The organism is Algoriphagus sediminis, from assembly GCF_030403435.1.
GTDB classification, from domain to species: Bacteria; Bacteroidota; Bacteroidia; order Cytophagales; family Cyclobacteriaceae; genus Algoriphagus; species Algoriphagus sediminis.
Map to the genome: position 1 here is coordinate 46,885 of NZ_JAUEPH010000005.1, position 24,667 is coordinate 71,551.

20 protein-coding genes are annotated in these 24,667 nt (G+C 41.2%); 8 read left to right on the plus strand and 12 right to left on the minus strand.

Features of this window, described 5'->3' with window-relative positions; genetic code table 11:
• Positions 1-158: 158 nt before the first annotated feature.
• From QVH07_RS11825 to QVH07_RS11850, 6 genes are all read right to left on the minus strand, one after another.
• Positions 159-1,721 carry a T9SS type A sorting domain-containing protein gene (locus QVH07_RS11825; RefSeq protein WP_290000631.1) on the minus strand — a complete coding sequence of 521 codons (1,563 nt, stop codon included), beginning with the start codon at positions 1,719-1,721 and terminating at the stop codon, positions 159-161.
• Positions 1,722-1,908: 187 nt separating this feature from the next.
• A complete protein-coding gene (gene rho / locus QVH07_RS11830) occupies positions 1,909-3,639 on the minus strand; it encodes a transcription termination factor Rho (protein ID WP_290000633.1) in 1,731 nt (576 codons plus the stop codon).
• Between the two features lie 177 nt (positions 3,640-3,816).
• Entirely contained in the window at positions 3,817-4,506 is a 690-nt protein-coding gene (gene recO, locus QVH07_RS11835; RefSeq protein WP_290000635.1) for a DNA repair protein RecO, read from the minus strand.
• 1 nt (position 4,507) lies between these two features.
• Positions 4,508-6,682: a PorZ beta-propeller-like domain-containing protein gene (locus tag QVH07_RS11840; protein ID WP_290000637.1), complete on the minus strand. Its 2,175-nt coding sequence runs from the start codon at positions 6,680-6,682 to the stop codon at positions 4,508-4,510.
• Positions 6,666-7,250 (minus strand): thymidine kinase, encoded by a 585-nt coding sequence (locus tag QVH07_RS11845; protein ID WP_290000639.1) that lies wholly within the window; start codon positions 7,248-7,250, stop codon positions 6,666-6,668. The genes QVH07_RS11840 and QVH07_RS11845 overlap by 17 nt, the downstream gene beginning before the upstream one ends.
• Position 7,251: 1 nt before the next feature.
• On the minus strand, positions 7,252-7,578 hold the full coding sequence (locus tag QVH07_RS11850) for a 2Fe-2S iron-sulfur cluster-binding protein (RefSeq protein ID WP_290000642.1): 327 nt from the start codon (positions 7,576-7,578) through the stop codon (positions 7,252-7,254).
• Positions 7,579-7,610: 32 nt separating this feature from the next.
• Between QVH07_RS11850 and QVH07_RS11855 the strand changes: the two genes are divergently transcribed.
• From QVH07_RS11855 to QVH07_RS11865, 3 genes are all read left to right on the plus strand, one after another.
• Positions 7,611-8,720, plus strand: a complete 1,110-nt coding sequence (locus tag QVH07_RS11855) for a DUF8457 domain-containing protein (protein WP_290000643.1) — start codon at positions 7,611-7,613, stop codon at positions 8,718-8,720.
• Positions 8,721-8,836: 116 nt separating this feature from the next.
• Positions 8,837-9,406 carry a Pycsar system effector family protein gene (locus tag QVH07_RS11860; protein WP_290000644.1) on the plus strand — a complete coding sequence of 190 codons (570 nt, stop codon included), beginning with the start codon at positions 8,837-8,839 and terminating at the stop codon, positions 9,404-9,406.
• Between the two features lie 13 nt (positions 9,407-9,419).
• On the plus strand, positions 9,420-9,995 hold the full coding sequence (locus QVH07_RS11865) for an HD domain-containing protein (RefSeq protein WP_290000645.1): 576 nt from the start codon (positions 9,420-9,422) through the stop codon (positions 9,993-9,995).
• Here the strand turns inward: QVH07_RS11865 and rodA are convergent.
• The 5 genes from rodA to QVH07_RS11890 are packed head-to-tail and all read right to left on the minus strand — an operon-like array spanning position 9,992 to position 15,451.
• A complete protein-coding gene (rodA, locus tag QVH07_RS11870; protein WP_290000646.1) occupies positions 9,992-11,263 on the minus strand; it encodes a rod shape-determining protein RodA in 1,272 nt (423 codons plus the stop codon). The two genes, QVH07_RS11865 and rodA, sit on opposite strands and share 4 nt — an antisense overlap.
• Positions 11,263-13,065, minus strand: coding sequence for a penicillin-binding protein 2 (mrdA, locus tag QVH07_RS11875; RefSeq protein ID WP_290000648.1), 1,803 nt, complete (start codon positions 13,063-13,065; stop codon positions 11,263-11,265). Before mrdA ends, rodA begins: the two co-directional genes overlap by 1 nt.
• Positions 13,066-13,587, minus strand: a complete 522-nt coding sequence (locus QVH07_RS11880; RefSeq protein ID WP_290000650.1) for a rod shape-determining protein MreD — start codon at positions 13,585-13,587, stop codon at positions 13,066-13,068. It abuts the gene before it with no gap.
• On the minus strand, positions 13,577-14,416 hold the full coding sequence (mreC, locus tag QVH07_RS11885; RefSeq protein ID WP_290000652.1) for a rod shape-determining protein MreC: 840 nt from the start codon (positions 14,414-14,416) through the stop codon (positions 13,577-13,579). Before mreC ends, QVH07_RS11880 begins: the two co-directional genes overlap by 11 nt.
• A gap of 6 nt (positions 14,417-14,422) precedes the next feature.
• Positions 14,423-15,451, minus strand: a complete 1,029-nt coding sequence (locus QVH07_RS11890; RefSeq protein WP_290000655.1) for a rod shape-determining protein — start codon at positions 15,449-15,451, stop codon at positions 14,423-14,425.
• 326 nt (positions 15,452-15,777) lie between these two features.
• Between QVH07_RS11890 and rimP the strand changes: the two genes are divergently transcribed.
• The 3 genes from rimP to infB are packed head-to-tail and all read left to right on the plus strand — an operon-like array spanning position 15,778 to position 20,291.
• Positions 15,778-16,251 (plus strand): ribosome maturation factor RimP, encoded by a 474-nt coding sequence (gene rimP / locus QVH07_RS11895; protein WP_290000657.1) that lies wholly within the window; start codon positions 15,778-15,780, stop codon positions 16,249-16,251.
• Between the two features lie 5 nt (positions 16,252-16,256).
• Positions 16,257-17,501 carry a transcription termination factor NusA gene (nusA, locus tag QVH07_RS11900; protein WP_290000659.1) on the plus strand — a complete coding sequence of 415 codons (1,245 nt, stop codon included), beginning with the start codon at positions 16,257-16,259 and terminating at the stop codon, positions 17,499-17,501.
• Positions 17,502-17,555: 54 nt separating this feature from the next.
• Positions 17,556-20,291: a translation initiation factor IF-2 gene (gene infB, locus QVH07_RS11905; RefSeq protein ID WP_290000661.1), complete on the plus strand. Its 2,736-nt coding sequence runs from the start codon at positions 17,556-17,558 to the stop codon at positions 20,289-20,291.
• A gap of 210 nt (positions 20,292-20,501) precedes the next feature.
• On the opposite strand, the gene QVH07_RS11910 is transcribed toward infB, so the two are convergent.
• The gene (locus QVH07_RS11910; RefSeq protein ID WP_290000662.1) at positions 20,502-22,133 is read right to left on the minus strand and encodes a carbon starvation CstA family protein; all 1,632 of its coding nucleotides are present in this window, start codon (positions 22,131-22,133) and stop codon (positions 20,502-20,504) included.
• Positions 22,134-22,316: 183 nt separating this feature from the next.
• Here QVH07_RS11910 and accD point away from each other — a divergent pair, with 183 nt between their 5' ends.
• Together accD and nqrF are read left to right on the plus strand one after the other, a co-directional pair.
• Positions 22,317-23,159 (plus strand): acetyl-CoA carboxylase, carboxyltransferase subunit beta, encoded by an 843-nt coding sequence (gene accD / locus QVH07_RS11915; protein WP_290000663.1) that lies wholly within the window; start codon positions 22,317-22,319, stop codon positions 23,157-23,159.
• Between the two features lie 129 nt (positions 23,160-23,288).
• Entirely contained in the window at positions 23,289-24,590 is a 1,302-nt protein-coding gene (gene nqrF / locus QVH07_RS11920) for an NADH:ubiquinone reductase (Na(+)-transporting) subunit F (RefSeq protein ID WP_290000665.1), read from the plus strand.
• Positions 24,591-24,667: the final 77 nt, after the last annotated feature.

Here is a 24,667-nt window from a genome sequence, read left to right on the forward strand (position 1 = left end):
TGATTTAGAGTTTTTTAAATCGATTTTCCTGATTTATTTTGAAGAAGTTATTATTTATCTATTCCATTGCATAAATCTAGATATTATAACAAGATCAGTCCAGAAATATGGGAAGGGGATAGGCGAGTACGAAACTCACAGTGATGAATACTACTCTTTTACTTATTCAGAATTACCCTATGGGTCTCGGATCGCTCACCCCAAGTTATTCGAATTAAGTATACACCTGAAGACTGGGAGAGTAAGTGTTGTCCCGCCAGCTGACCCATGGTGTCAGGATCTAGGATGGGCCAAGACTGTTCTACCCCGGACATTGAGATTACACTTAGGGTGATGGGCTCATCCCTAAAATCTTCTGGATTAAGCATTGCAATAGTGAAAGGATCGCCATCGGTCGGGTTAGGATAGACTCTCCAGAATTTTGTTCCAGAAAGCGGTTCCACCTGAATCGCCCTCGTCTCACTATAGGAGAAGTCCCCATTAAAGTCGTTTTGCTTTAAGCGATAAAAAATATTTCCTCCGGAAACTGGTAGGACCTTGTCAATGAAGTTGTAATCAACCAAAACCTCCGAATAGCCCTGACCTTCTACGCGGCCAATCGTTACCCAAGAAGTCACGTTGTTGATAGAACGTTCTATATCGAAGTGAGAATTTTCCCATTCTTTTGTGGTAGCCCAACTAATTATTGATGTTCGCAGTGCTTCATTATAAACGGCACTAATGAAAGCAAATTCTACAGGTAGAATCCTATAAGTGATGGTTACAATCACCACGCCATCTGCACCATCGCCTCCTTGAGTCCCCCCTGCACCGCCCCCTGCACCAATACCAGATGCATCATCGCCATTAATGGTTCCTGCATCACCGCCCCCACCTGCTCCACCACTACCATTGGTAGTAGTACCGACACCACCCCCACCTGCTCCAAAAGTACCCTGGGAAGTAACTGCTCCATCACCACCATCACCCCCGTTACCAAAAACGAAAAATAAATCCAGAATTGTTCCATCACCACCCGCAGAGCCGGCCCCTCCGCCTCCGCCTCCAGCGGAACCCGAAAAACCAAAGAAATTGGAATTTTCAAAATCGCCATTACCACCTGAACTAGGGGCACTGCTGGACCATAAGCCGTCATTACTACCTCCTCCACCTCCAGTGGTACCAGGGTTTCCAGCTGAAGATGTTGAAGCTCCGGCTCCTCCACTGCCAGGACCATTTCTTCCATTTTGACTCCCAGAACCACCGCCTCCACCACCTCTTCGTGCGACGGCACGTTCATTAAGAGTGCCAGAAATTAATCTAACATTCGTGTTACTTCCATTACTTCCTCGATTTGTTCCACCTGCACCCCCTGTTCCAAAATCAATGATTTCTAGAGTAGCTCCTAACCCAAGTTGGACGTTTCTAACTCGAACTTCACCGCCACCGCCGCCACCTGAAGATATCCCTCCACCTCCACCTCCACCACCGCCAACAATAATTATTTCGGCATCCGCAACAGCAAAAGTTTCTGTTGTAGGGTCAAAGGAGGGGTCATCAGAAATATCTGTTAATGTAAATAAACCAGTGCTTGTATAGGTATTAGTAACAGTGAATGAGCGGGAATATTGAGCCTGGCTATTAAAGGCTTTTCCAAAAAATAATAAGAAAAGTGCAATACTAAACCCACTAAGTTTAAATGCTGTATTGAATTGAAAATATGGTCGGGTATAGAAGGGCATTAATTATCTTACTAACTTTTCCTACCGATGGTTTAAAAAGAATCTAAAGATACAAACTAGACTCCCAACATAATAAGCAATACTCGATAGGACCATAATTTGATTTCTCCTCTAAAAAATTTAATTGAACCAAAAAACCCCAAGACTTGCGACTTGGGGTTCTTTATGGGTTGATGGTTTTTCTTATTTACCCATTCATACTGATCAAGAATTCCGCATTGTCGCGGGTTCCTTTCATTCGCTGTAATAGGAATTCCATAGATTCTTGGGCAGTCATGTCGCTCATTAGCTTTCGCAGAATCCAAACACGTTGCATCTCTTCTTTGTCCATCAGGAGATCTTCTCTTCTGGTACCGGATGCCAAAACATCGATAGAAGGATAGATCCTTCTGTTTGCCAGCTTTCTGTCCAAAGCCAATTCCATGTTACCTGTACCTTTGAATTCTTCAAAGATTACCTCATCCATCTTGGAACCAGTTTCTACCAGTGCTGTGGCAATTATAGTAAGCGACCCTCCATTTTCTACATTTCTGGCAGCTCCAAAGAATCTTTTTGGCTTATGCAATGCATTCGCATCCACACCACCGGAAAGGATTTTTCCTGAACTTGGAACTACGGTGTTATGAGCTCGGGCAAGTCGGGTGATGGAATCCAAAAGGATAACCACATCATGTCCCACTTCTACCATACGCTTGGCTTTTTCCAATACGATATTAGAAACCTTCACATGTCGATCGGCAGTCTCATCAAATGTAGAGGAAATCACCTCCGCATTTACAGATCTGGCCATATCCGTCACTTCTTCAGGTCGCTCATCAATCAATAGGATCATCAGGTGAACTTCTGGATGGTTTCTGGTGATGGCATTTGCGATTTGCTGAAGCAAAACAGTCTTACCAGTTTTTGGCTGCGCCACAATCATTCCTCTCTGGCCTTTTCCAATAGGAGCGAAGAGGTCAAGAACTCTGGTGGAGAACTTATCTGGAGTCGTGGTAAGATTTAATCTTTCCTCTGGGAATAGGGGAGTTAAGTATTCAAATGGAACCCTGTCCCTTATCTCATCGATGGTTTTTCCGTTGACCGTGGAGATTTTCAGCAGAGCAAAATACTTTTCACCCTCTTTGGGTGGTCTGATGGTGCCCTTGATATGATCACCGGTTTTCAAACCGAAAAGTTTCACTTGACTTGGAGAAACATAAATATCATCTGGTGAAGCGAGGTAATTATAATCCAAGGATCTTAGGAAACCGTAACCCTCCTGCATCATTTCCAAAACACCTTCATTTTCGATCACTCCGTCAAACTCACGAACATTGACCTGCTGCTTTCTTCGCCCGTTGTTGTTGTCAGTATTACCGTTTTGATCGTCTGATTTTGAATTTCTTCGGCCGCGATTGTCGTTGCTACGATCCTGCTTTTCTGAAGCTTCAGCCTTTTCATCGGTTTCTGAGCCATCTGTGGCCACTTGTTCTACCACTTTACGTCTTGGACGGAAGGTTTTACCTTCTTCGGAAGCTTCAGTTTTTTCGGCTGGCTTTCGCTCTTTTCGCTCATATTTTGGCTTTGCTTCAGCTTTTTCTTCTGAAGGAGTCTCTGAAGGCTTACTTTCTTCGGAGCTGGAATCTTTTACGTTTTGCCTTTTAAACTTTGGTTTGTAGGAAGCTTCTTCCTCGCCTGGTCCTGAATTTGCCGCAGGCTTTCTTTTAGGCTGAGACTTTGGTTTCTGTTCAGGCTCTGCTTCAGCGGATGAAGGTTTTTTCTTTGGGAGGGCATTTTCCGGTAGGATAGCCTGTTGGTCCAAAATGGCGTAAATCAATTCGTCTTTCTTCAGACTTTTGAAGTTTTTAACCTTGAGTTCCTCAGCAATTTCTTTAAGCTCAGACAGAAGTCTGATTCTGAGTTCTTCTATGTTGTACATAAAAAGGGTATGAAATAAATGAAATGTAGTATCGGTATTTCGGGTGATGAATATCTTTCGGAGCAAAAAATCTGCAAGAAAAGCTCAAGTCAAGTGGGATGACTTGTAATTCATCGTGATGGCACAATATTACGCCTTGCTAACGGATTTAACAAATATTATTTACGTATATCAAGATTAACCAGAAATCTGCCTTAAAATATCTAGGGTTTTCCATTTCAAATCCTGATCCATGTGTCTGGAATAGAAGTCTTTAAGATAATCGAGCATCAGTTGTCGATTGGTTTTACTAAGTTTTTGGCTAGTGGAAAATCCATTTCGCAATGCATCATCTACAAAATATTTTACCCTTTCCAGTTCTTCAATTTCAAAAGGCTGGATCATGGATTCCAGGAAAAACTCTTTAGCATCCGCAGGTGCAAAGCCCAGATACTTTGCCTGATTGATCAGAAAAATGGAAGGGAAGTGAGCAAGATTCACACGATTACTGTCTAAATGGAGGACACTCTGATGGATAAAATCAAAAAGGCTTTCATTCTGATAATCCTCAAAAATTGACTTTCCAATCACTTCTGCCATGAAAAGAGAAATGCTGGTTCTGCGAAAATCAAAAGGAATTTGCTGGCTTGCGTAAGCTAATTTGGTTTCGGAGATTCTTTGCAGTCCTGAATTCCCTTTGTCATAAACCACCAGATCGAGCAAGCTCATGGGTTGGTAAAAACCGATCTTATTTTTTCCAGTTTTACTCCTGACTCCATTGATGATATAACTCTTCAGCCCTATTTCACGAGTGAAAATCTTAGCGATGATACTAGTTTCCTTGTACTTGATGTAGTTTAGGACGACGGCACTGGTCTTTTTAAGCATATCAGATCACCAAAAATTTACCTCTTGCACGTTGATTTCCATTTGAATCCAAAACATAAACCAAATAAACTCCGGTTTTTAGCCTGGCTCCATTTCCGTCTTGAAGGTTCCAGGTAAGGGAGCCTCCTTGCGTAAATGCACGGAATACTGCATTCCCTGCTGTATCTGTGATTATCACATCCACTCCATCCACCAATCCTTCTATGGTGAGAATCCCGTCAAATTGATCCGTTACCGGGTTTGGAAATATTTTCAGCTCATCTAATTCTGGAAAACTTTCTTTAATTCCTGTTCTCAGACTTATGATGCCCTCAGGTGCCAAAATGAAAAGCTCCCCGCCTTTGGAAAAATCTAAAAGTGACAGGATTTGATTCGAAGGGATCGGACTGTTTTCAAAGGTGTAGTTTGCTTTGATAGCTTCAAAGTTGACATCAAAATGCCAGAGCCCCGAACTGTTGGTTCCTACAAAAAATGTCTCATCAGCGAGCTGTTGAATGGTATTCACCCGATCTCCAGCTAGAACCGGGCGATTATTTATTAAGGGCAGCAAAGCCTGGATATTGCTGCCTTCATCTACCAAGGGTGCGGAAGGGAAGAAGGCTATTCCTCGATCGGTACCCATCCAAAGCCGATCCGAATCATCCAAAAAAATATCATTTACCCGATTATCAGGGAGCCCTCCCTGATTTGAAGCGGAGCCAAAGCTTTGAGATCTTCCGGATTCCGGATCAAAAAGTCTGAGGGTTCTGCCAAATCTATTCCCTTGAATGATCCAGATTCTTGATTGTAGATCGGATATTAGTTTTTTGGAAAGTAATAGTCCGGGAACAGGAACTGAGCTGATTCCTTCTGAATTGATTTTTAAAAGCCGGCTTTCCTGATCAAAAACTCCTATCCAAAGATTCCCCAAGGCATCGCTAGTAAAAGAACTGATAGGTAAATTATCCTGTCCATCCGGGAGTGATACTTTTTCCAAACCTTCTGCAGTCGATTTCCAAAGTCCATTTGGAGTGCCCCAATAGTTTTCTCCATTCCAGGAAATGGACACGGTTACTGAATCAGGAGCCGACAGTTCCTCCCAAATGCTGTAATCAAATTCACTGGACCTAGCTGAGGAAGAGCTGATAACGCCTTGATCGATATCATATCTGGTTGAAAGGGAAATAGGATTGCCATTGAGATGGCCAAGTCCGTTTGATTTACTGTCAGGACCATTCGGAAGCAATCCTTCTGCCTGATTGGAGAGAAGGATACCTTTATTCTCTAAAAGAAAGTGGATTACAGATTCGCTGACCCAAAAGTCTAGAATTTTATCCTCGGCTTCTGCGATCTGTCTGAAATTTCCATTTTCTTCCAAATTGAAGATTTGATTATCCATCTGGAAGAAAACTTCTCCATCGATTGACTTTAGATTTTTTGCCCCGTTTATGCCAGCGATTTCATCAATGCCGGTAACTGAAAATTCAATAAGAGCTCCATTTTCATTCAAAGCCCATTGAGCTGGTCCATCGATAATCAAAGTCTTCCATAAGAATTCTTCAGAACCGGGGATAGTTTGCCAGGATCGAAAATCTTTCAGATTAGAGCTAAGCGCCGCATATCGAATGCCCTTAGTCGTGCCAATGAAAATAATACCTGTATTGCTTGCGACGCTATTTACCTGAAGGGTTTCGCCATTCTCCCCGAGGTTTAGATAGGTATCTTTTAGAATTTGATTTTGTAGATCAAGTTCTGCAAATCCAAAACTTCCGGAAACCCAGACTTGATTTCCTTGAGAAGAAAAGCCTGCCAAAGTTTTCTCAGAGATAAACTCGCTATCCCGAATCCCGAAAAAAGGGATTATATCTTCCTCTGAGATGAAATCTATGATTCCATTTTGATGAGCAAGTAGCAGTTGATTCTTGGTATTATCAAAATATAGACTTCGTAAGTTTTGAGTTGAAAGGCCGTCCGTTCGGTCTAGTTCATCAAGTTCTTGATTTGGCCCAGAGAAATAATAAAGACTATGTGGGTTTAAGACAAAAAGGCTTTCGTTTTCACTGCCTACGATTTGCTCTCCATCCGTATAATTAAGGTGATATTTCCAATCTCCAACCGCCTGCTGTCCCAGTATGGATGAATTGGAAAGAGAGAAAAAAAGACAGAAAATGAATAAGGTCTTAAGTGAGGTCTTCATAAAAGCACTTTCTGCATCTCGCTTCGTAACTCTCCTTTTCTCCTAAAAGAACCTTTTCCTCATTGGAAGTCTTCCGAAACGAAAAAGAAGCGAGATCTCCACATTTCATACAAATTGCATGGACTTTGGTGACATATTCCGCAATGGCCATAAGCTGAGGAACCGGTTCAAATGGTTTTCCTTTGAAATCCATGTCGAGTCCTGCCATGATCACTCTTTTGCCTTGTCTAGCAAGTTTTTGTACAACCGAAATTATTTGAGAGTCGAAAAACTGAACTTCGTCTATCCCTATGACATCACAATCTCCACTGAGAAGAAGGATGTCCTCTGCAAAATTTACAGGCGTAGAACGGATGCGGGCATCATCATGGCTGACCACTTCAGAAGTGTCATATCTCTTATCTATGCTTGGTTTAAAGATTTCAACCTTTTGCTTCGCAATGATGGCACGGTTAAGCCGACGGATAAGTTCCTCTGTTTTGCCGGAAAACATGGACCCACAGATTATTTCGATCTGCCCTTTGCCTTCAGGCAATTTTTTTCTGCCGATTCGTGGTTCTATGAACATATCAATCGCTGTATCTAATATGAGGGAACTTGTTATTTTCTGCGACCCGCATTTTGATTTGTTTTTTCTTCAAGATACTTTGGCAGGCTAAGCGTTCGCCATTTTTTAGCCTTCCCAGTTCATAGAACCGCTTCTCAAACTCATTCATAGGGGAGAGGTTTTCTTCTCCGGAGACCATGATCATTTTACAGGTGGTGCATCTGCCCTTTTTCCCGCAAGCATGCATCCAATCTATTCCATTTTCGTGAATTAAATCTATAACTTTACGATCAGCGTCGTTTGTTTCTATTTCCAGTTCAAACAGGTTTTCAATGATGACTTTGGGCATCGATGTGTTGAAATAATTTAATCCGATCTATTGTGGGCCAAATTAACAGCAAATATTTAGAAAATTATGCCTCCAGGTATTCCAGCGAGGTTTGTAATAAGTTTTTCAAAGGGAAACAGTTTATTTCCGGTCAGGATATAGTGAACCTGACTAACAGCACCCAGGTTAATTTTTTCGTGTTGAAAGAGCTTTTTTCTCAATGGCAATCAGAGCTTGAAAAGCTCAGAAGCAACCCCTATTTCGACTATAGGGATATCACAGTTCATGAGGCTTTAACCAATTTCATGAATATTCTTTCCAAACGAATCAAGGTAGAAAAATCCGATTTTGAACCTCTTTTGGTGAAAGCAGTCTCAGAAGCTATTCATGTGGCTACAGACCCGGTTTCGTATTACAAGGCTGAAGTCGAAAGAGCCCCAAAAGATCATATCAATGAGTACCTTAAGGAGAATAGGAAGTATTACAAATGGCATGTACCGGTAATTTCTTTCCTTATTGACAAAGCTGGATTTGGATTAGAAAAAGACCCATACCTAAAAGCTATCAGTGCAAATTATCAGGTGATCAAAGATGACCTGGAATCGCAAAACCTGCTTTTGGCGACATTAGGGGATATTGCTCCATTTGACTTGGATGCCTATTTAGGATCTGATGCAAATAGCCAGATTGACTCCTCAGATAAATCTTTTTTTGATTCAGTTGATAAACAGGAGACGTCTCCTATTCCTGAAGCAAAGGAAGGAGAAGAAGTCAAGAAAGAGGTGCCAGATGAGGCTCCAGTTTCAGAGCATGAATCGGAATCTGCACCAGTTGAAAATACTGTGACTGGCCCCAGCGGGAAACTGGATGCTTCAGAGCTAAGACGTCAATTCGAGGTGGAATCATATCCAGGAATGAAATCCGTGATGGGTAGTTTAGCTGAAAGTTTGGCGATAAATCAGCGATTCATGTTTACCAAGGAGCTTTTTGAAGGAAATTCAGATTTGCTTATGCATGCCCTTAAGAAAATTGATTCCAGTAATAGTTTTGAGGAGGCGGTGAATTACATTGATGTTCGCTACGTGGAGGAAATGAATTGGAATCTAAATTCTGATCCTGTTCAGGAGTTTCTTCGACTTATTTACCATCGATTTGAGAATTAGAAAATATCATGTTCCACTGATTTTATAGTGCTCTGTTTTGTATTAGGCTATAAATGGTTTGGTTTATACGAAGATTATTTTGAATTTACCCTTTTACTCAGCGCCCTATTTAATTAATGAGCGAGAAAAGCGAAGAAGAATTTGATAAAGAACCTCAATTCGATGCGGGTCTGGATCCCGTCGACAATTACTGGTATCTAATCAATTATTTAAGAGATTTGATCAAAGCTTCAGAGATCAAAGCTGGGCTAGTGCTTTCCTTTTACGGCCTTCTATTTAATTTCTTTTTTCAATTTTCAGACCATTTGTTTACTACGGCAGCGGATGATCCTTTTGTGTATATTTTCATGGTTCTGTGGTTTGTATTCAGTGTAGTGTCTATTTATTACAGTTTTCGCTGCTTTATGCCCCAAATAGAAGATAAGTTTGATAATTCTGTCTTTTTTTTCGGGGATATCCTGAAGGAGTATGGTGGCATAAAGGATTATGTGAAAGAATTAGAAAGAGTAAGTACCAAATCACGACCCCTATATGATCAACTCGGTGAGCAAGTTTTTGTGAATGCAAAAATCACCGCTACTAAGTTTAGGAATGTGAACTTATCAATTAAGTATCTTTCCTATAACATTGGCCTATTGTTTGTTTTTATTTTGTATTATGCGATCAAAGCTTATCTACAAAGCTAACCCAGAGTAATCAATGAAGGATTATCTTTTTTTACGCCGTACAGTCCTAAATCAGCTTAAAGAGGAGCTTCCTGCTCACCTGTCTTATCATGGTATTGCCCATACCTTAGACGTATTGAATGTGTGCAATCAATATATCAGAAGGTATAATTTAGATGCTGAAGACCGGTTAATGCTTAAAATTGGAGCCATCGTTCACGATATGGGATTTTTAAAAGGTCCTGCCAATCATGAGGAAACCGGTGCTAATATGGCGGCTAAGATTATGCAGGAAATTGGGATGAGTAAAAAGAGAATTGACGTAATGAGAGGTTTGGTTATGGCCACCAAAATACCTCAATCTCCAAAGAACGAACTTGAAAAGATTATCTGTGATGCAGATTTGGATTATCTTGGGAGAGATGATTATCCCCAAATTAGCCAGAAATTATACAAGGAGCTCAGTTTTATGAATATCCTGAAAACTGAAGAGGAATGGAAAAATCTTCAGGTCAATTTTTTAAAGTCGCATTATTTCCACACTCCATTTGCTAAAAAGAATAGAGAGCCAAAGAAACAATATTGGTTATCTAAATTGCTGAACTCTTAACTCAGTCTACCCAGCTGTGAGGCTCTGGATGCATCCATTTTTATAAAAATGAATAGTAGGACTGTAAATGACCAAAGTGATGAGCCACCATAACTAAGGAAAGGCAAAGGAATACCTACTACCGGAAAGAGGCCTATTGTCATGGCGATATTCACCATAAAGTGGAACATGAGAATGGATAACACAGAGTATCCATAGATCCTTGAGAAACGATTCTTTTGTCGTTCTGCCATAATCACAATTCGCACCAGTAGTGCTACGAACAAACTGATGACCACAAGGCTTCCAAACCACCCGAATTCCTCTCCGAGAGTACAAAAGATAAAATCTGTATGCTGTTCTGGTACAAAGTCAAACTTGGTCTGCGTACCTTGTAAATAGCCTTTCCCAAACATACCACCTGATCCTATCGCAATCTTGGATTGTGTCACATTCCAGCCCACCCCCAAAGGGTCTATATCAGGATTAAATAATACCATGATACGATTTTGCTGGTGAGAAGGCAGCTTAGATACCACAAAATCAATACTGTAAGTAATCCCAATCAGTCCAAGTCCAATCAGGCTGAAGACTATTGTTTTTTGCCAGGATCTCTTTCCCAAGAGGATTAAAAAGAGGCAAATTGCTCCAATAGCCACAGCCAAATAGAGATTATTTTCTATCCCTAGGGACAGGAGAACTATGGCGATCATTCCGATTCCAAGAAGATAATACTTGGACGGAAAGCCTTCCCTATAAAACATGATGAGAAGGGAAAAATAAACCATTGCGGTTCCTGTATCAGGCTGCAAAAGAATCAAAACCACCGGAACCATCAGAATAGCGAAGGCCCTGATCTGATATTTCACTTTGCTAAGATCGAAAGTGGGGCGCTCCATAAATTTGGCTAAAGCCAAAGCCGTGGCAAACTTGGCAAATTCTCCAGGTTGGATTCTGAAAGAACCTACTCCGATAGAAAGGACTTGTCCATTTACTTCTTTTCCGACGAAAGGAGTAAGAATAAGAAGGACCAAAAAGAGTAAATAAAGAGGAATGGCAAGATTCTCAAATAACCGATAATCGGCCGCCATAATGAGAATAATCAAAACTACAGATGTGCCTATCCAAACAAGCTGGATCCCGGAATTAATGGAAAGGTCAAAGATGCTTTTGGCATCTTGACCGTCGTAAACAGCAGCATAAATATTGAACCAGCCAATAAAGACAAGGGCAAAGTAAATGAGTATGGTGACCCAATCGATCCGATTAACCTGAATGTCCTGTCTCATCAATAAATAAAGTCTCCCGCCAAAACATATTCCTGAAGTCCTTCTCGAAGTACTTCCCCTCTCAAGTATTTTTCAATCATCAAAGAAGCTGTGCTCGCTGCAGCTCGGCCACCCCAGCCTGCATTCTCCACGTAAACCGCAATAGCAATTTTGGGATCATCCTTTGGTGCAAATGCGATAAAAACGGAGTGGTCTTCACCATGAGGATTTTGCGCAGTTCCCGTTTTGCCGGCTAATACGATATCATCTATCACTGCCCTTGCAGCAGTTCCATAAATAGCCTCAGCCATTGCGTCTTGAATCAAATCAAAATGCTTTGCATCGACGCCGACATTATGTCTTTCTCTGAACTTGGCTGGAATCTCATCAGGATCACCATTTACAGCTTTTATTAAATGAGGAGTGTAATAATATCCTTTGTTCGCAAAAATCGCTGCTAGGTTCGCCATTTGAAGTGGAGTCACCTGCAATTCTCCCTGACCTATAGAGAGAGAATAAATTGTGGAATATTTCCATCGACCTTCTCCATAAACTTTGTCATAGTATTGACTAGAAGGGATGGAACCACCTAGTTCACCGCTCATATCCATACCTAGAGCTGATCCAAGTCCAAACTTTTCCACCTTTTCTTTCCAGGCAGTGAGACCAATCTCTGTATCCTTGTAAGTATTAGAAGAGACTTCCTGATTAATCATCCTTCTGAAAGCCTGATGGTAATAAGGGTTGCAAGAGTTTCGGATAGCTCCGAAAAGATTGACCGGAGAAGGGTGATTATGGCAGGCCACCAAAGACCTATTGCAAGCGAAAGTAGTTTCAGGAAATAGGATTCCTTCCTGCAGGCCGATTAAACTTTGGACTATTTTAAATATGGATCCTGGTGGATACATGGCCATTATCGGACGATTGAATAATGGTTTTGTGGGTAGGGAGTTCAGTGCTTGGTAATTCTTTCCGAAATCAGCTCCGGTTAGATCATTTGGATTATAGAAAGGAGCAGAAATCATGGAAAGGATTTCACCAGTTTTAGGCTCAATGGCCACTACAGAACCCGTTTTCCCCTGCATGAGCATTTCTCCGTATTTCTGAAGATCCATATCGAGCGTAGAAGTAATATTAAGACCCTCCACTGAAGCAGTATCATAAATGCCATCTTTGAAAGGACCCTTATCGATGCCGCGCACATTGACCATTTTATATTTGGCACCTTTGACTCCTCTCAGAAGGGACTCATAGTACCTTTCCATCCCACTCAGACCTACATAGTCGCCTTGTTTATAATAATCCGTAGTGTCTCTTTCCAGTGCTCTTCCACTGATTTCACCGATGTAGCCTAGAGCATGTGATCCAATGGGCTCAGGGTAAGATCTAACTGAACGAGTCGTGATAAATAAGCCAGGATAGTCGATAAGATAGTCCTGGATTTTGGCGAAATCAGTTGTTGAGATTTGCTTTTTCAGAATGGAAGGCTTTACCCAAGAATATTTCCTCGCTGCCTCGTAGCGTTCTTCTAATTCTTCTTTTTCTATCTTAAAGATTTCAAGGAATCTGGTCGTGTCCTCCAAAGCAAATTCTTTCGGGACCACCATGAGATCAAAAATCGGGTTATTGTAAACCAGAAGCTTCCCATTACGATCATAAATCAGACCCCGGTAAGGATGGTCTACTATTCTCTGAACTGCATTTCTTTCGGCTTTTTTGGTGAAGCTGTCATCCAAAACCTGGATGGAAAAGAGCTTTGCGAGCAAGACAAACCCAACCAAAAATATTACAATAATTATGATCTGTGGCCTCTTGTCTGTCATTTAGATTACCCTTCTACGTGGGAAGAATAAAAGTTGTACAATTATAGCCAAAATGAGGGTGAAAATCGAGGAGAAAAAGCTTTTGTTAAGCACATTTAACCAATTTCCTGTTCCCCAAAAATCTAGCGAGAATAAAACCAGGCAAAAGGCAAAAAGTAAAGGAAAAGCATAGGTTACAAACCAACTTGTACTTTGAGATCGAATGGAAGGAATATCCCCTTCATCATAGCCTCCGGATGGACTAATGATTTTTAACCAAAAGTTCCTCAAAAAGGCAAGAAAAGTGGCGGCTGCAGCATGCATTCCTATGGTTTCATAAAAAACATCCACACTAATTCCCATCATGAATGCAATGATCATTAGCGGAATAGAACGAATCGAAACGGGTAAAAGAAGTAAAGCCAATAAGTAGATAAAGCAAAATGCTAATCCAAAAAGGGCTAAGTTCTTCAGAAAAAGAATCTGTATGGCCAGAAGTAAAAGAAACTGCCCAACTGTGCCGAAAATTGATCTAAAATTCATTGGGTAATTCTGATTCTGAGTATAAGGAGTCGAGCTCCTGAATTTGGGTGTTTTCGACCAAGTAAACGTACCCTACCTTACTGAAGTCGGTAGTGAGCTCCAGGTCAATATCAAGGTAGTTAGGGTTATCCGAGGATGGACTTACTTCCCTGATCACCCCTATCGGAATTCCTTCGGGAAAAACTGCATTAAATCCAGAGGTGATTACAGAATCTCCGGCCTGAGCGGTCACGTGCCTAGGAACATATAAAAGCTTGGCTTTTTTGGCATCTTCTCCCATCCACTTTACCGAGCCGAAGACGTCAGATGATTTTATTTTTGAAGAAACCAATAAATCCGTGTTCAAAAGGGAGATGCCGACAGAAAAATTTTCTGATACCATTTTCAGGCGACCAACTACGCCTTGCTGATTGAAAATACCCATTCCCGGCTTTAAACCATCCTTTGCTCCTTTATTCAGGGTAACATGGTTTTGCGCGAAGCGCAAAGAATTACTTATCACACGTGCTCCCTTGAATTCAAAAGTTGCTTCGAATGCGGAGTCCAACTCAATATATGACGAGTCGGCCTGAGCTGAGGTGAAGTTTAATCTCTCCATCAGCTGGGCATTCTCTTCTTGCAAAATGATATTGGCATCATCAAGGTCGAAAAATTCCGACACATTTGACTGAGTTTCGAGGACAATGCCTATCAGCTTAGATGAGGAATTAAAGAAAGCTGCTCCCTGTGGAGAATTGTTCGAAACGATGAGCCAAACGGCGATCGCTTCTAGGAATACAAATAAGATAAATGCTCGGAGGTTATAAAGAAACTGGAGAATTCGTAGCATTAAATCTTAGCTCATCAATACGGTTCTGAAATTGTGAACATTTTTTAGTGCTGTACCGGTACCACGTACCACAGCTCTAAGTGGATCCTCTGCAATGTGAATTGGGAGCTTAGTCTTCTGATGAAGTCTTTTATCCAGACCTTTCAGAAGAGCTCCACCACCTGTCAGGTGAATGCCATTGTCATAAATATCCGCGGACAGCTCAGGTGGAGCAATTTCCAATGCCTTGAGGACCGCCTCCTCAATCTTCGAAACCGACTTATCCAATGCAAAAGCGATTTCCGAATAGGATACTTTGATCACTTTTGGGATTCCCGTCATCAGATCCCGGCCTCTGATTTCGTAATCTTCTGGACCATCTTCCAGTTCAGTAAGGGCAGAACCTATAGCAATTTTCACTTTCTCAGCGGATCGCTCGCCAATCAAAAGATTGTGCTGACGTCTCATATAATCAAGGATGTCCTTGGTGAAGGTATCACCTGCTACACGAATGGACTGATCGGCTACGATTCCTGAAAGTGCGATCAAAGCGATCTCAGTAGTACCACCCCCGATATCCACGATCATGGATCCCATAGGTTTTTCTATGTCGATTCCTATACCTATGGCCGCTGCGATGGGCTCAAAAATCATGTAAACTTCTTTTGCTCCCGCATGCTCAGCAGAGTCTCTAACGGCTCTTTTCTCCACTTCAGTAATCCCCGAAGGAATACAGATAACCATTCGATGAGACTGCGGGAATAGTCCTTTCTTTTGACCGGGGATCATTTTGATTAAGCCTCGGATCATTTGCTCAGCTGCGTAGAAGTCAGCAATCACACCGTCTTTTAGCGGCCGTATAGTTTTAATGTTTTCATGCGTTTTTTCATGCATGTTCATTGCTTCTCTTCCCACGGCCAAAACCCGATTATTTGATTTATCAATCGCGATAATCGAAGGCTCATCTACGACAATTTTATCCTTGTGGATAATTAAGGTATTAGCTGTACCTAAATCTATAGCGATATCGCTTGAAAAAAAGTCAAATAATCCCATTTTCTATTGGCTGGCTTTACGGTAAAGGACAATGATTTTACTACTCCTGAGTCAGGAAAGCATCTTTAACTCAGCAAAACTATTATGTTGTGAGCACAATTCTGAACGAATTGGAATCTTTTTACAAACTTAACTTTGCAGTTAATTTTATCTCATAAAAAACTCACTTTAACAAGAGCACAAAAAGTATGCTGAAAATGACATCAGGGTAAGATTTACATTTTGCACAGAAATTGTTTTTAGAGTAAAATTATTTTACATTTGTGCCGTATTTGAAAGTTTCTTGAGGGGACACCACGTCCCCTCTTTCTGTATTTGACTAGAAAATGCTAAAAGAAAAGCTCATTGATATTGCTCAAAAGCATTTGCCGGATGAAAGTCATTATCTGGTAGATGTGCTTATCAGCGAAAAAGCGGGTAAAAAGTTAGTGAGCGTATTGGTAGATGGTGACCAGGGAGTAAATATTCAAACATGTGCAGACATGAGTCGGGCTATTTCGGAAGAATTAGAGGCTGAGGACATCATAGAAGATGCATTTGTACTGGAAGTGTCATCGCCAGGAGTAGATTTTCCTTTGAAAACCTTGAGACAGTATCGTAAAAATTTGAATCGCGATATACTGGTCACTCTGGGAGAAGGAAAAGAAGTGTTAGGTACTTTGCTGGAAGTGGATGATTCAGGAATTAAGCTGAATGCCAAAGAAAAGGCAAAGGGGAAATCGAAAAAAATAGTAACGAAAGAGGTTGAGATTCCTTTTTCTGAAATCATAAAATCAATTGTTCAGATATCGTTTAAATAAATCACATGGATGCTAAAGTCTTAATTGAATCCTTCGCTGAATTTGCGAGATCAAAAAATGTGGATCGTCCTACCATGATCCGAATTCTGGAAGATGTATTTAGAGCTATGATCCGAAAAAAGTTCGAATCTGATGAGAACTTCGACGTGACTATCAATGCTGATCAGGGAGATTTGGAGATATTCCGATATAGAGAAATCGTAGATGACAACTCCGAGGACATTTGGGATTTTGATAAGATAAGTCATTCTGAAGCTATCAAAATTGAGCCCGATTTTGAGATTGGTGAAGAGGTTTATGAAAAAATCGAATTAGAAGACTTCGGTAGAAGAGCGGTCCAAATGGCTCGCCAGACTTTGATCCAACGGATTAAAGACCTTGAAAAAGATATACTATTCAATAAGTATGAGGAGCAAGTTGGAGAAATAGTAAGCGCAGAAGTTTATCAGATCTTGAGCAGAGAGGTTTTACTTATTGACCAGGAAGGAAATGAATTGATTTTGCCGAAAGGCGAACAGATTCCAAAGGACCGATTCAGAAAGGGAGATTCAGTGAAGGCAATCGTACATCGAGTGGATATGTCGAATGCCAACCCAAGAATCATTTTATCCAGAACTTCTCCAGTTTTTCTTGAGAGGTTATTTGAAAATGAAGTTCCCGAGGTTTATGATGGGTTGATTACCATTGTGAAAATCGTGAGAGAGCCAGGGGAGAGAGCCAAAGTGGCTGTGGAATCCTATGATGATAGAATTGATCCGGTAGGTGCCTGTGTGGGTATGAAAGGGTCCAGAATTCATGCTGTAGTAAGAGAGCTTCAGAATGAAAATATCGATGTAATTAACTACACTGAAAATCTGGATTTATATGTAAGCCGTGCCCTGAGCCCGGCTAAAGTTTCATCGTTAACGGTGAATGAGGAGACCAAACGTATTTCGGTATTCCTAAAGCCTGACCAGGTTTCTTTAGCCATCGGTAAGGGCGGTCATAATATCAAGCTGGCTTCCAGACTTGTGGGTTATGAAATAGATGTATTCAGAGAGCTTAGTGAACATGAGGAGGAAGATGTTCTTCTTTCAGAGTTTGCTGATGAAATCGATGAGTGGATCCTTGAAGAATTGAAAAAGACTGGATTAGATACTGCAAAGAGCGTTTTGAACCTCACTGTGGAAGATTTATCCAGGAGAACAGAATTAGAGGAGGAGACTATAGAAGAGATTTTCAAAATCCTTAAACAGGAATTTGAACAATAAATCTTTAGCCCTGCCAGAAGAATAAAAGACAAGAATCGAAAGAGTTTTTAGCTTATGTCAGACGAAAAAATGATGCGATTAGCCCAGGTAGCTCGGAAGCTCAACGTTGGTACGGCGACCATCGTGGAGACTCTAGCTAAAAATGGCTTTGAGGTCGAGAATAATCCGAACTCCAAAATCAATATGACCCAAGTGGAAATGTTGAATAAGGAGTTTAGATCCTCTGCTTTAGAAAAAGAAGAGGCTTCACACCTTTCCATTGGCAAACGCCATGAGCCTGTCACCCTGGAAAGTGAGCCAAAGCAAGAAGAGCCTGAAGCACCTGCGCCTCCTGCTCCAGAACCTAAAATAGAAGAAAAGCCTGCTCCAGAACCAACGCCAGAGCCAAAGGCCAAGGAGGAGCCTAAAGAAGAGCTTAAAAAGGAAGAGAAGCCAGCTGAACCGGTGAAAAGTGAAGCACCGAAACTGGAGGGCATTAAGGTCTTGGGTAAAATCGATCTGAGCAAAACTTCAGGAAAGAAACCTTTTGGTAAAAAGCCTGAAGAAAAGAAAAAGGAGAAGTCAGAGCCAGCTCAAGAAAAGCAAGCTCCTCCGGCTAAACCTGTAGAGACTCCAAAAGCTCCGAAAGCACCAGAGGTGAAAAAGCCTGAGCAACCTGAAAAGCCTGATTCAAAGGTTATTGAAGCCAAAGCGGATTCCCTGAAAGGTCTGACAGTTTTGGGAAAAATTGAGCTTCCTGCTGAGAAAAAGAAAAAGGGTGGTCCAGTAGCTTCCTCTGATGAGCGTAATAGAGATAAAAAGCGTCCTCGGAAAAGGATTGATAAAGGAAACAGAAACCAGGGGAATAGAAACCAAGGTAACCGTGGCCAAAAAGGAGGTAGACCACAAAAAGGAGAGCCAACTCAGAAGGAAATCCAAGATCAGATTAAGCAAACTCTTGCCAGACTTCAGGGAAATAAATCCGGAGGCAAAACTAAGAGTAGAAAAGATAAAAAAGCGGAGAGAGAAAGAGAGGCTGAAGTAGAAGGAGCGGAGGAAACAAAGCTTTTAAAGGTTACTGAGTTTATATCAGCAAATGATCTGGCTTCACTTCTAGATATCAGTGTAAATGAAATCATCTCCACTTGTATGTCGCTTGGTATGTTCGTTTCTATAAACCAGCGATTGGATGCTGAAGCAATTACCATTATAGCGGATGAATTTGGGTATGAGGTAGAGTTCACTAAGGACGCTGAAGAAGAAGTTGAAACAGAGGTAGAGGATAGTGAGGAAGACCTTTCAGAAAGAGCTCCTATCGTGACCATAATGGGACACGTTGACCATGGTAAAACATCCTTACTGGATTATATAAGAACTTCAAAGGTTACCGCTGATGAGGCTGGAGGTATTACCCAGCACATTGGAGCTTACGATGTGACCACAAAAGATGGGCATAAGATTGCCTTCCTTGATACACCGGGTCACGAAGCCTTTACTGCGATGAGAGCACGTGGTGCCAAAATCACCGATGTTGCGATTATTGTGATTGCTGCGGATGATAGCATAATGCCTCAAACCAAGGAAGCCATTAATCACGCGCAAGTGGCTGGAGTACCTATGATCTTTGCGATCAATAAGGTTGATAAACCGAATGCCAATCCTGATAAGATCAAGGAGGAACTGGCAAATATGAATTTACTCGTGGAAGATTGGGGTGGTAAATATCAGTCTCAGGATATTTCTGCCAAAACAGGCCAAGGCGTTGATGACCTTTTAGAGAAGGTATTGCTGGAAGCTGAAATTCTTGAACTCAAAGCCAATCCTGACAGAAATGCACAAGGTACGGTTATAGAAGCTTCTCTTGATAAGGGGCGTGGATATGTAGCTACCTTGATGATTCAGACTGGTACTCTAAGAGTTGGGGATGTGATGCTGGCAGGTCAGCATTATGGACGCGTAAAAGCCATGTTTGATCACTTGGGTAAAAAGGTGAAAGAAGCTGGTCCGGCTACACCTGTTCAAGTATTGGGTCTGAGTGGTGCGCCTCAGGCGGGTGATATCATAAAGGTTTATGATACCGAAAGAGAAGCCAGAGAAATTGCGAATTCAAGAGAGCAAATTCAAAGAGAGCAAAGTATCCGTACTAAAAAGCATATAACTCTGGATGAGATCGGTCGTCGATTGGCTATCGGAAGCTTTAAAGAGCTAAATATTATCATTAAAGGTGATGTGGATGGTTCCGTGGAAGCTCTTTCAGATTCTTTGCTAAAACTGTCAAAAGACGAGGTTGGAGTTTCGATCGTTCATAAAGGTGTAGGTCAGATTTCCGAATCCGATGTACTTCTGGCGTCGGCTTCAGATGCGATCATCATTGGTTTCCAAGTGAGACCATCTGCAAACGCCAAGAGACTGGCCGAACAAGAGGAAATTGAAATTAGGCACTATTCCATCATTTATGATGCGATCAATCAAATTAAGGATGCGATCGAAGGAATGCTGGAGCCTGAATTCGAGGAAGTAATCACTGGTAATATCCAAGTTCGTGAGGTCTTCAAGATTTCTAAGGTTGGTACAGTTGCTGGTTGTTATGTGACTGATGGCTTTGTGACAAGAAAGAATAAGATTCGCGTGATTCGAGACGGTATTGTAATTCATGAAGGTGAGATCGATCAACTGAAGAGATTCAAGGATGATGTAGCTGAAGTGAAAGCTGGTTACGAATGTGGTATTTCAATAAAGGGCTACAATGACATCCAGATTGATGATACCATTGAAGGTTACGAGATGAAAGAAATAAAAAGGAAAAAGTAAAAACTTAAAGGAGCTCATAAGCTCCTTTTTTTTTATGGAGATTTTGATCGCTTTAATTTGGGGATGTTTCTGGGTTTGCTTTTTGGGGCTATTCCTGGGACTAATAAGACCTGTCTATAGCCTATGGTTTTTAGACAGTGTTAATCGTAAAAAAGTCCTTCTATACTACGGTGTACCTTTCCTTGTTTTTGGAATGATTGTGTTATTTATCTAGGAAGTAACCTTTTTTATTGCTTCTTTTTTTAGGCTTTTATAAGCCAAAACCATTAAAGAAACGGCAAGAACAAAAAGTAGTGTAGCAATAAGGGAGAGCACATAAATCTGATCCTGAAAATTTTTCCATGCAAAAAGGCCTAATGAAGCCAAAGTGACTGTGAACATGAAAAACATGGGAAGGATCACGAATATTGCATTCACCTTTTTCTTAATAAGCCATACAGAAATTGTTAATAGTGCCAAAGCTGCCAGGAGCTGGTTGGCAGAACCAAAGATAGGCCAGAGAGTAGTGAATTCGCCTGAAGCTAGAAGCAACACAGAAAATAAGACTACCAGCCCAGTAGAAACAAATCGGTTTTTGGAAATGGTTTGTGCGCCTTTTTGAGGCATGTCCTCAAAATACTCTTGCAGGGTAAATCGAGCTAATCGCGTGCAGGTGTCCAAGGTGGTTAGGGCAAAAGCTGAGACGGTAAGTGCAACAAATCCAACTGCAAATTCCTCTGAAACCCCCAAGGAAGAAATCATTCCTCCAAGCCCTGTCGAAAACAAGGGCACTGGCCCTTCAGTGGAAAACCGATCCAGATATTCAGCCCTGCTTAAAATTGCTACCGCCCCAACAGCAATAATGGCTAAAAAAGATTCAATGAGCATACCGCCAAATCCTACAACTTTGGCATCGCTGAACTTATTCAGCTGTTTTGAAGTAGTTCCGGAGGCGACTAGGGAATGGAAACCGCTTATAGCTCCACAGGCAATGGTGACAAAAAGAACAGGGAAAATCACACCCAGATTTTCACTTTTGAAATAGATCTCATTGCCCATTTGAATTTCTGGGTTAGCTATAAAAACACCGATCACCGCAGCGATTATTAAACCATAAAGAAGGTAACTATTCAAATAATCTCTGGGCTGCAAAAGAATACTTACTGGAGTGACGGAAGCAATAAATGCATAGATCAGCAGGCATGCGATCCAGGCCCTGTAGTCCAAGGAGAAGGGGAAAAGTGTACCCAAGTAAACAAAAAGGTACATCAAAACAACTCCTACAATAGTAATGATAACGAAAGCATTTTTCCGGTTTCCAAATCGCTTGCTGAATCCACCAAAGATTACAGCGAGCAAAATAAAGGAAATGGATGCTGAAGCTACCCCTGGGTTACTGACAAAGGTCTTTGCAATAATATCAGCGAAGACTCCGATGACTAAGATTAGAGTAGAAAAGCTGAAAAGAATAAATAGCTGCTTTCCTTGTATTCCAATCTGATTTTTAATGATTACTCCTATAGATTTACCCTCGGTTCTCAATGAGGCCGCAAGACTCCCAAGATCGTGTACGGCACCAAAAAATATTCCGCCGACCAGAATCCAGATAACGGCCGGAATCCACCCGAAGGTTAAGGCTATAATTGGACCGACAATAGGCCCAGCACCAGCAATAGAAGCGAAATGATGACCTAAGACCACGATGGGCTTACTCGGCTCATAGTCTACTCCATCCCTGTGAGTATGTGCTGGAGAAGGTTGCTCATCACTGAGGTTAAATTGCTTATAGACAAATGCGCCATAGATTTTATATGCAGCAAATAGGATAATTCCTGAGATAGTTAGTAATACTGCAATGCTCATTTGATTTTAATTTTGAGATCTGGCCAGATTTTGAAATAAGTTCTAATTTTCAGCTAATAAGCCACAATTTAGCAAAAGGCCAAAAACCTTTGCCTCCTTATCCTAAATCTAAGATTTTATTTAATGGAGATAAGGTCTAAATTTGTTAGAGCTTTGGTATCAAAGCATGACAAAATATTATGTATGGCTTGGTTTAAAAGAACAGATAAAGGAATTAAAACTTCCACGGCTGAAAAGAAAGATTCTCCAGATGGTCTTTGGTTTAAAACACCAAAAGGAAATATCATCCACACTAGGGAGCTTAAGAACAATGCATATGTCTGTCCGGATGACGACTTTCATGTCAAGATAGGCTCGAAAGAGTACTTTGAGATTCTTTTCGATGACAACAAGTTTACCGAGCTGAACCCAAATATGACCTCAGGGGACCCACTCAAATTCAGCGACACCAAGCCCTACACTACTCGAATCCAGGCCACTATTTCAAAGACTTCATTAAATGATGCTGTCAGGACGGCTTATGGTAAAATGAATGGGCTAGACCTGGTGGTAGCTTGTATGGATTTTAATTTCATAGGTGGATCTATGGGCTCTGTGGTAGGTGAGAAGATTGCTAGAGCTATCGAGCATTCTCTGAAAAATAAGATTCCCTTTCTCATGATTTCAAAGTCAGGTGGGGCAAGAATGATGGAAGCAGGATTCTCATTAATGCAAATGGCAAAGACTTCAGCAAAGTTGGCGCAGCTTAGTCAGGCTGGTATTCCTTACATTTCTTTACTAACTAACCCCACCACTGGAGGTGTTACTGCTTCCTATGCAATGTTGGGAGATTTTAACATTGCAGAGCCTGAAGCCTTGATTGGTTTTGCGGGCCCAAGAGTAATTAGAGAGACTATTGGCAAGGATTTACCAAAAGGTTTCCAGAGTTCCGAGTTTGTTTTGGAACACGGATTTCTTGATTTTATCATCGATAGGCGGCAGTTGAAAACCAGACTAACCACTCTTTTAAACCTCTTGAATAATTAATCAGTTAGAGACATAACCGTAGATGTATTTTCTAGCCAAAAAGGGCTTCCTAATTGGTAGAAAATGTCTATTAATAAATATATTTGTGCTCTCGAAATCGGGACAAAACATTAATGAAATAACACGTATATGGGTTCTGTAATAATCACGTCGATTGTAGCCTTTACGATTATCATCTTGCTGCTCGTTTTTATTCTTTTATTCGCGCAGTCAAAACTTGTCTCTTCAGGTGATGTGAAAATCATTGTCAATGGAGACGAAAGTAATCCTATCATCACTTCAGCCGGAACAAACCTGCTCTCCACTTTAGGAAATCAGAAGATTTTCTTGCCATCAGCTTGTGGTGGTGGGGGAACATGTGCCATGTGTAAGTGTGTGATTGAAGAGGGTGGAGGCGAAGTATTACCTACCGAGGAAGGCCACTTGAGCCGTGCTGAGAAGCAGGGTAATGTTCGTTTATCCTGCCAGGTGAAGGTGAAAAACGATATGCAAATCCGAATTCCAGAGGAAATATTCGGTATTAAAAAGTGGGAGTGTGAAGTAATTTCCAATTACAACGTATCCACTTTTATCAAAGAATTTAAGGTGAAACTACCAGAAGGGGAAAATTTGGACTTCGAATCTGGTGGATATATCCAGATTGATGTTCCTGAGATTACTGTAAACTTTAAGGATATGGACATTGCTCCTCATCCTGAGTTGGGTCACCCGGCAGATGTATATCAAAGTGATTGGGATAAATTTGGACTTTGGGATTTGGTGATGAAAAATGACGAGGAGCTATTCAGAGCTTACTCCATGGCTAATCACCCTGCCGAAGGTAACATTGTAATGCTTACCATCCGTATAGCAACTCCACCATGGGATCGTGCCAATAACAGATGGATGGATGTGAATCCAGGAGTTTGTTCTTCTTATGTGTTTAGTAGAAAGCCAGGTGACAAAGTAACCATTTCGGGACCTTATGGAGAATTCCATATCAATCCTACCGACCGAGAAATGATCTATATTGGTGGTGGTGCTGGAATGGCCCCATTGAGATCTCATATCTTCCACCTTTTCCACACGGAGAAAACTGATAGGAAAGTTTCTTACTGGTATGGTGGTCGATCAAAGAAAGAACTTTTCTATACCCCACACTTCAGAGACATTGAAAAAGACTTCCCGAACTTCAAGTTTTACATCGGGCTGTCTGAACCTCTACCAGAAGATAACTGGAAAATTAAAGAGTCCCTAGATGATGATGGTGACGGCTACGTAGGATTTATTCACCAGGTGCTTTACGATAACTATTTGAAAGATCACCCAGAGCCAGATGAGGTTGAATATTACCTTTGTGGACCACCATTGATGAATGCAGCGGTTCTCAAATTGTTGGATGATTTGGGAATTCCAGATGAAAATATCCGATTTGATGATTTCGGAGGATAAGTGAAAATCTCGCCATTTGGCGAGATTTTTCATTTTGTGGGATTTTCTAAAATTTCAAATAAAGCGAATACTCTTCT

Excerpts from the sequence above, each read along its gene's own strand:
- QVH07_RS11825 (WP_290000631.1), bottom strand. The coding sequence starts at position 1,721 with ATGCCCTTCTATACCCGACCATATTTTCAATTCAATACAGCATTTAAA.
- rho (WP_290000633.1), bottom strand. The coding sequence starts at position 3,639 with ATGTACAACATAGAAGAACTCAGAATCAGACTTCTGTCTGAGCTTAAA.
- recO (WP_290000635.1), bottom strand. The coding sequence starts at position 4,506 with ATGCTTAAAAAGACCAGTGCCGTCGTCCTAAACTACATCAAGTACAAG.
- QVH07_RS11840 (WP_290000637.1), bottom strand. The coding sequence starts at position 6,682 with ATGAAGACCTCACTTAAGACCTTATTCATTTTCTGTCTTTTTTTCTCT.
- QVH07_RS11845 (WP_290000639.1), bottom strand. The coding sequence starts at position 7,250 with ATGTTCATAGAACCACGAATCGGCAGAAAAAAATTGCCTGAAGGCAAA.
- QVH07_RS11850 (WP_290000642.1), bottom strand. The coding sequence starts at position 7,578 with ATGCCCAAAGTCATCATTGAAAACCTGTTTGAACTGGAAATAGAAACA.
- QVH07_RS11860 (WP_290000644.1), top strand. The coding sequence starts at position 8,837 with ATGAGCGAGAAAAGCGAAGAAGAATTTGATAAAGAACCTCAATTCGAT.
- QVH07_RS11865 (WP_290000645.1), top strand. The coding sequence starts at position 9,420 with ATGAAGGATTATCTTTTTTTACGCCGTACAGTCCTAAATCAGCTTAAA.
- rodA (WP_290000646.1), bottom strand. The coding sequence starts at position 11,263 with ATGAGACAGGACATTCAGGTTAATCGGATCGATTGGGTCACCATACTC.
- mrdA (WP_290000648.1), bottom strand. The coding sequence starts at position 13,065 with ATGACAGACAAGAGGCCACAGATCATAATTATTGTAATATTTTTGGTT.
- QVH07_RS11880 (WP_290000650.1), bottom strand. The coding sequence starts at position 13,587 with ATGAATTTTAGATCAATTTTCGGCACAGTTGGGCAGTTTCTTTTACTT.
- mreC (WP_290000652.1), bottom strand. The coding sequence starts at position 14,416 with ATGCTACGAATTCTCCAGTTTCTTTATAACCTCCGAGCATTTATCTTA.
- QVH07_RS11890 (WP_290000655.1), bottom strand. The coding sequence starts at position 15,451 with ATGGGATTATTTGACTTTTTTTCAAGCGATATCGCTATAGATTTAGGT.
- rimP (WP_290000657.1), top strand. The coding sequence starts at position 15,778 with ATGCTAAAAGAAAAGCTCATTGATATTGCTCAAAAGCATTTGCCGGAT.
- nusA (WP_290000659.1), top strand. The coding sequence starts at position 16,257 with ATGGATGCTAAAGTCTTAATTGAATCCTTCGCTGAATTTGCGAGATCA.
- infB (WP_290000661.1), top strand. The coding sequence starts at position 17,556 with ATGTCAGACGAAAAAATGATGCGATTAGCCCAGGTAGCTCGGAAGCTC.
- QVH07_RS11910 (WP_290000662.1), bottom strand. The coding sequence starts at position 22,133 with ATGAGCATTGCAGTATTACTAACTATCTCAGGAATTATCCTATTTGCT.
- accD (WP_290000663.1), top strand. The coding sequence starts at position 22,317 with ATGGCTTGGTTTAAAAGAACAGATAAAGGAATTAAAACTTCCACGGCT.
- nqrF (WP_290000665.1), top strand. The coding sequence starts at position 23,289 with ATGGGTTCTGTAATAATCACGTCGATTGTAGCCTTTACGATTATCATC.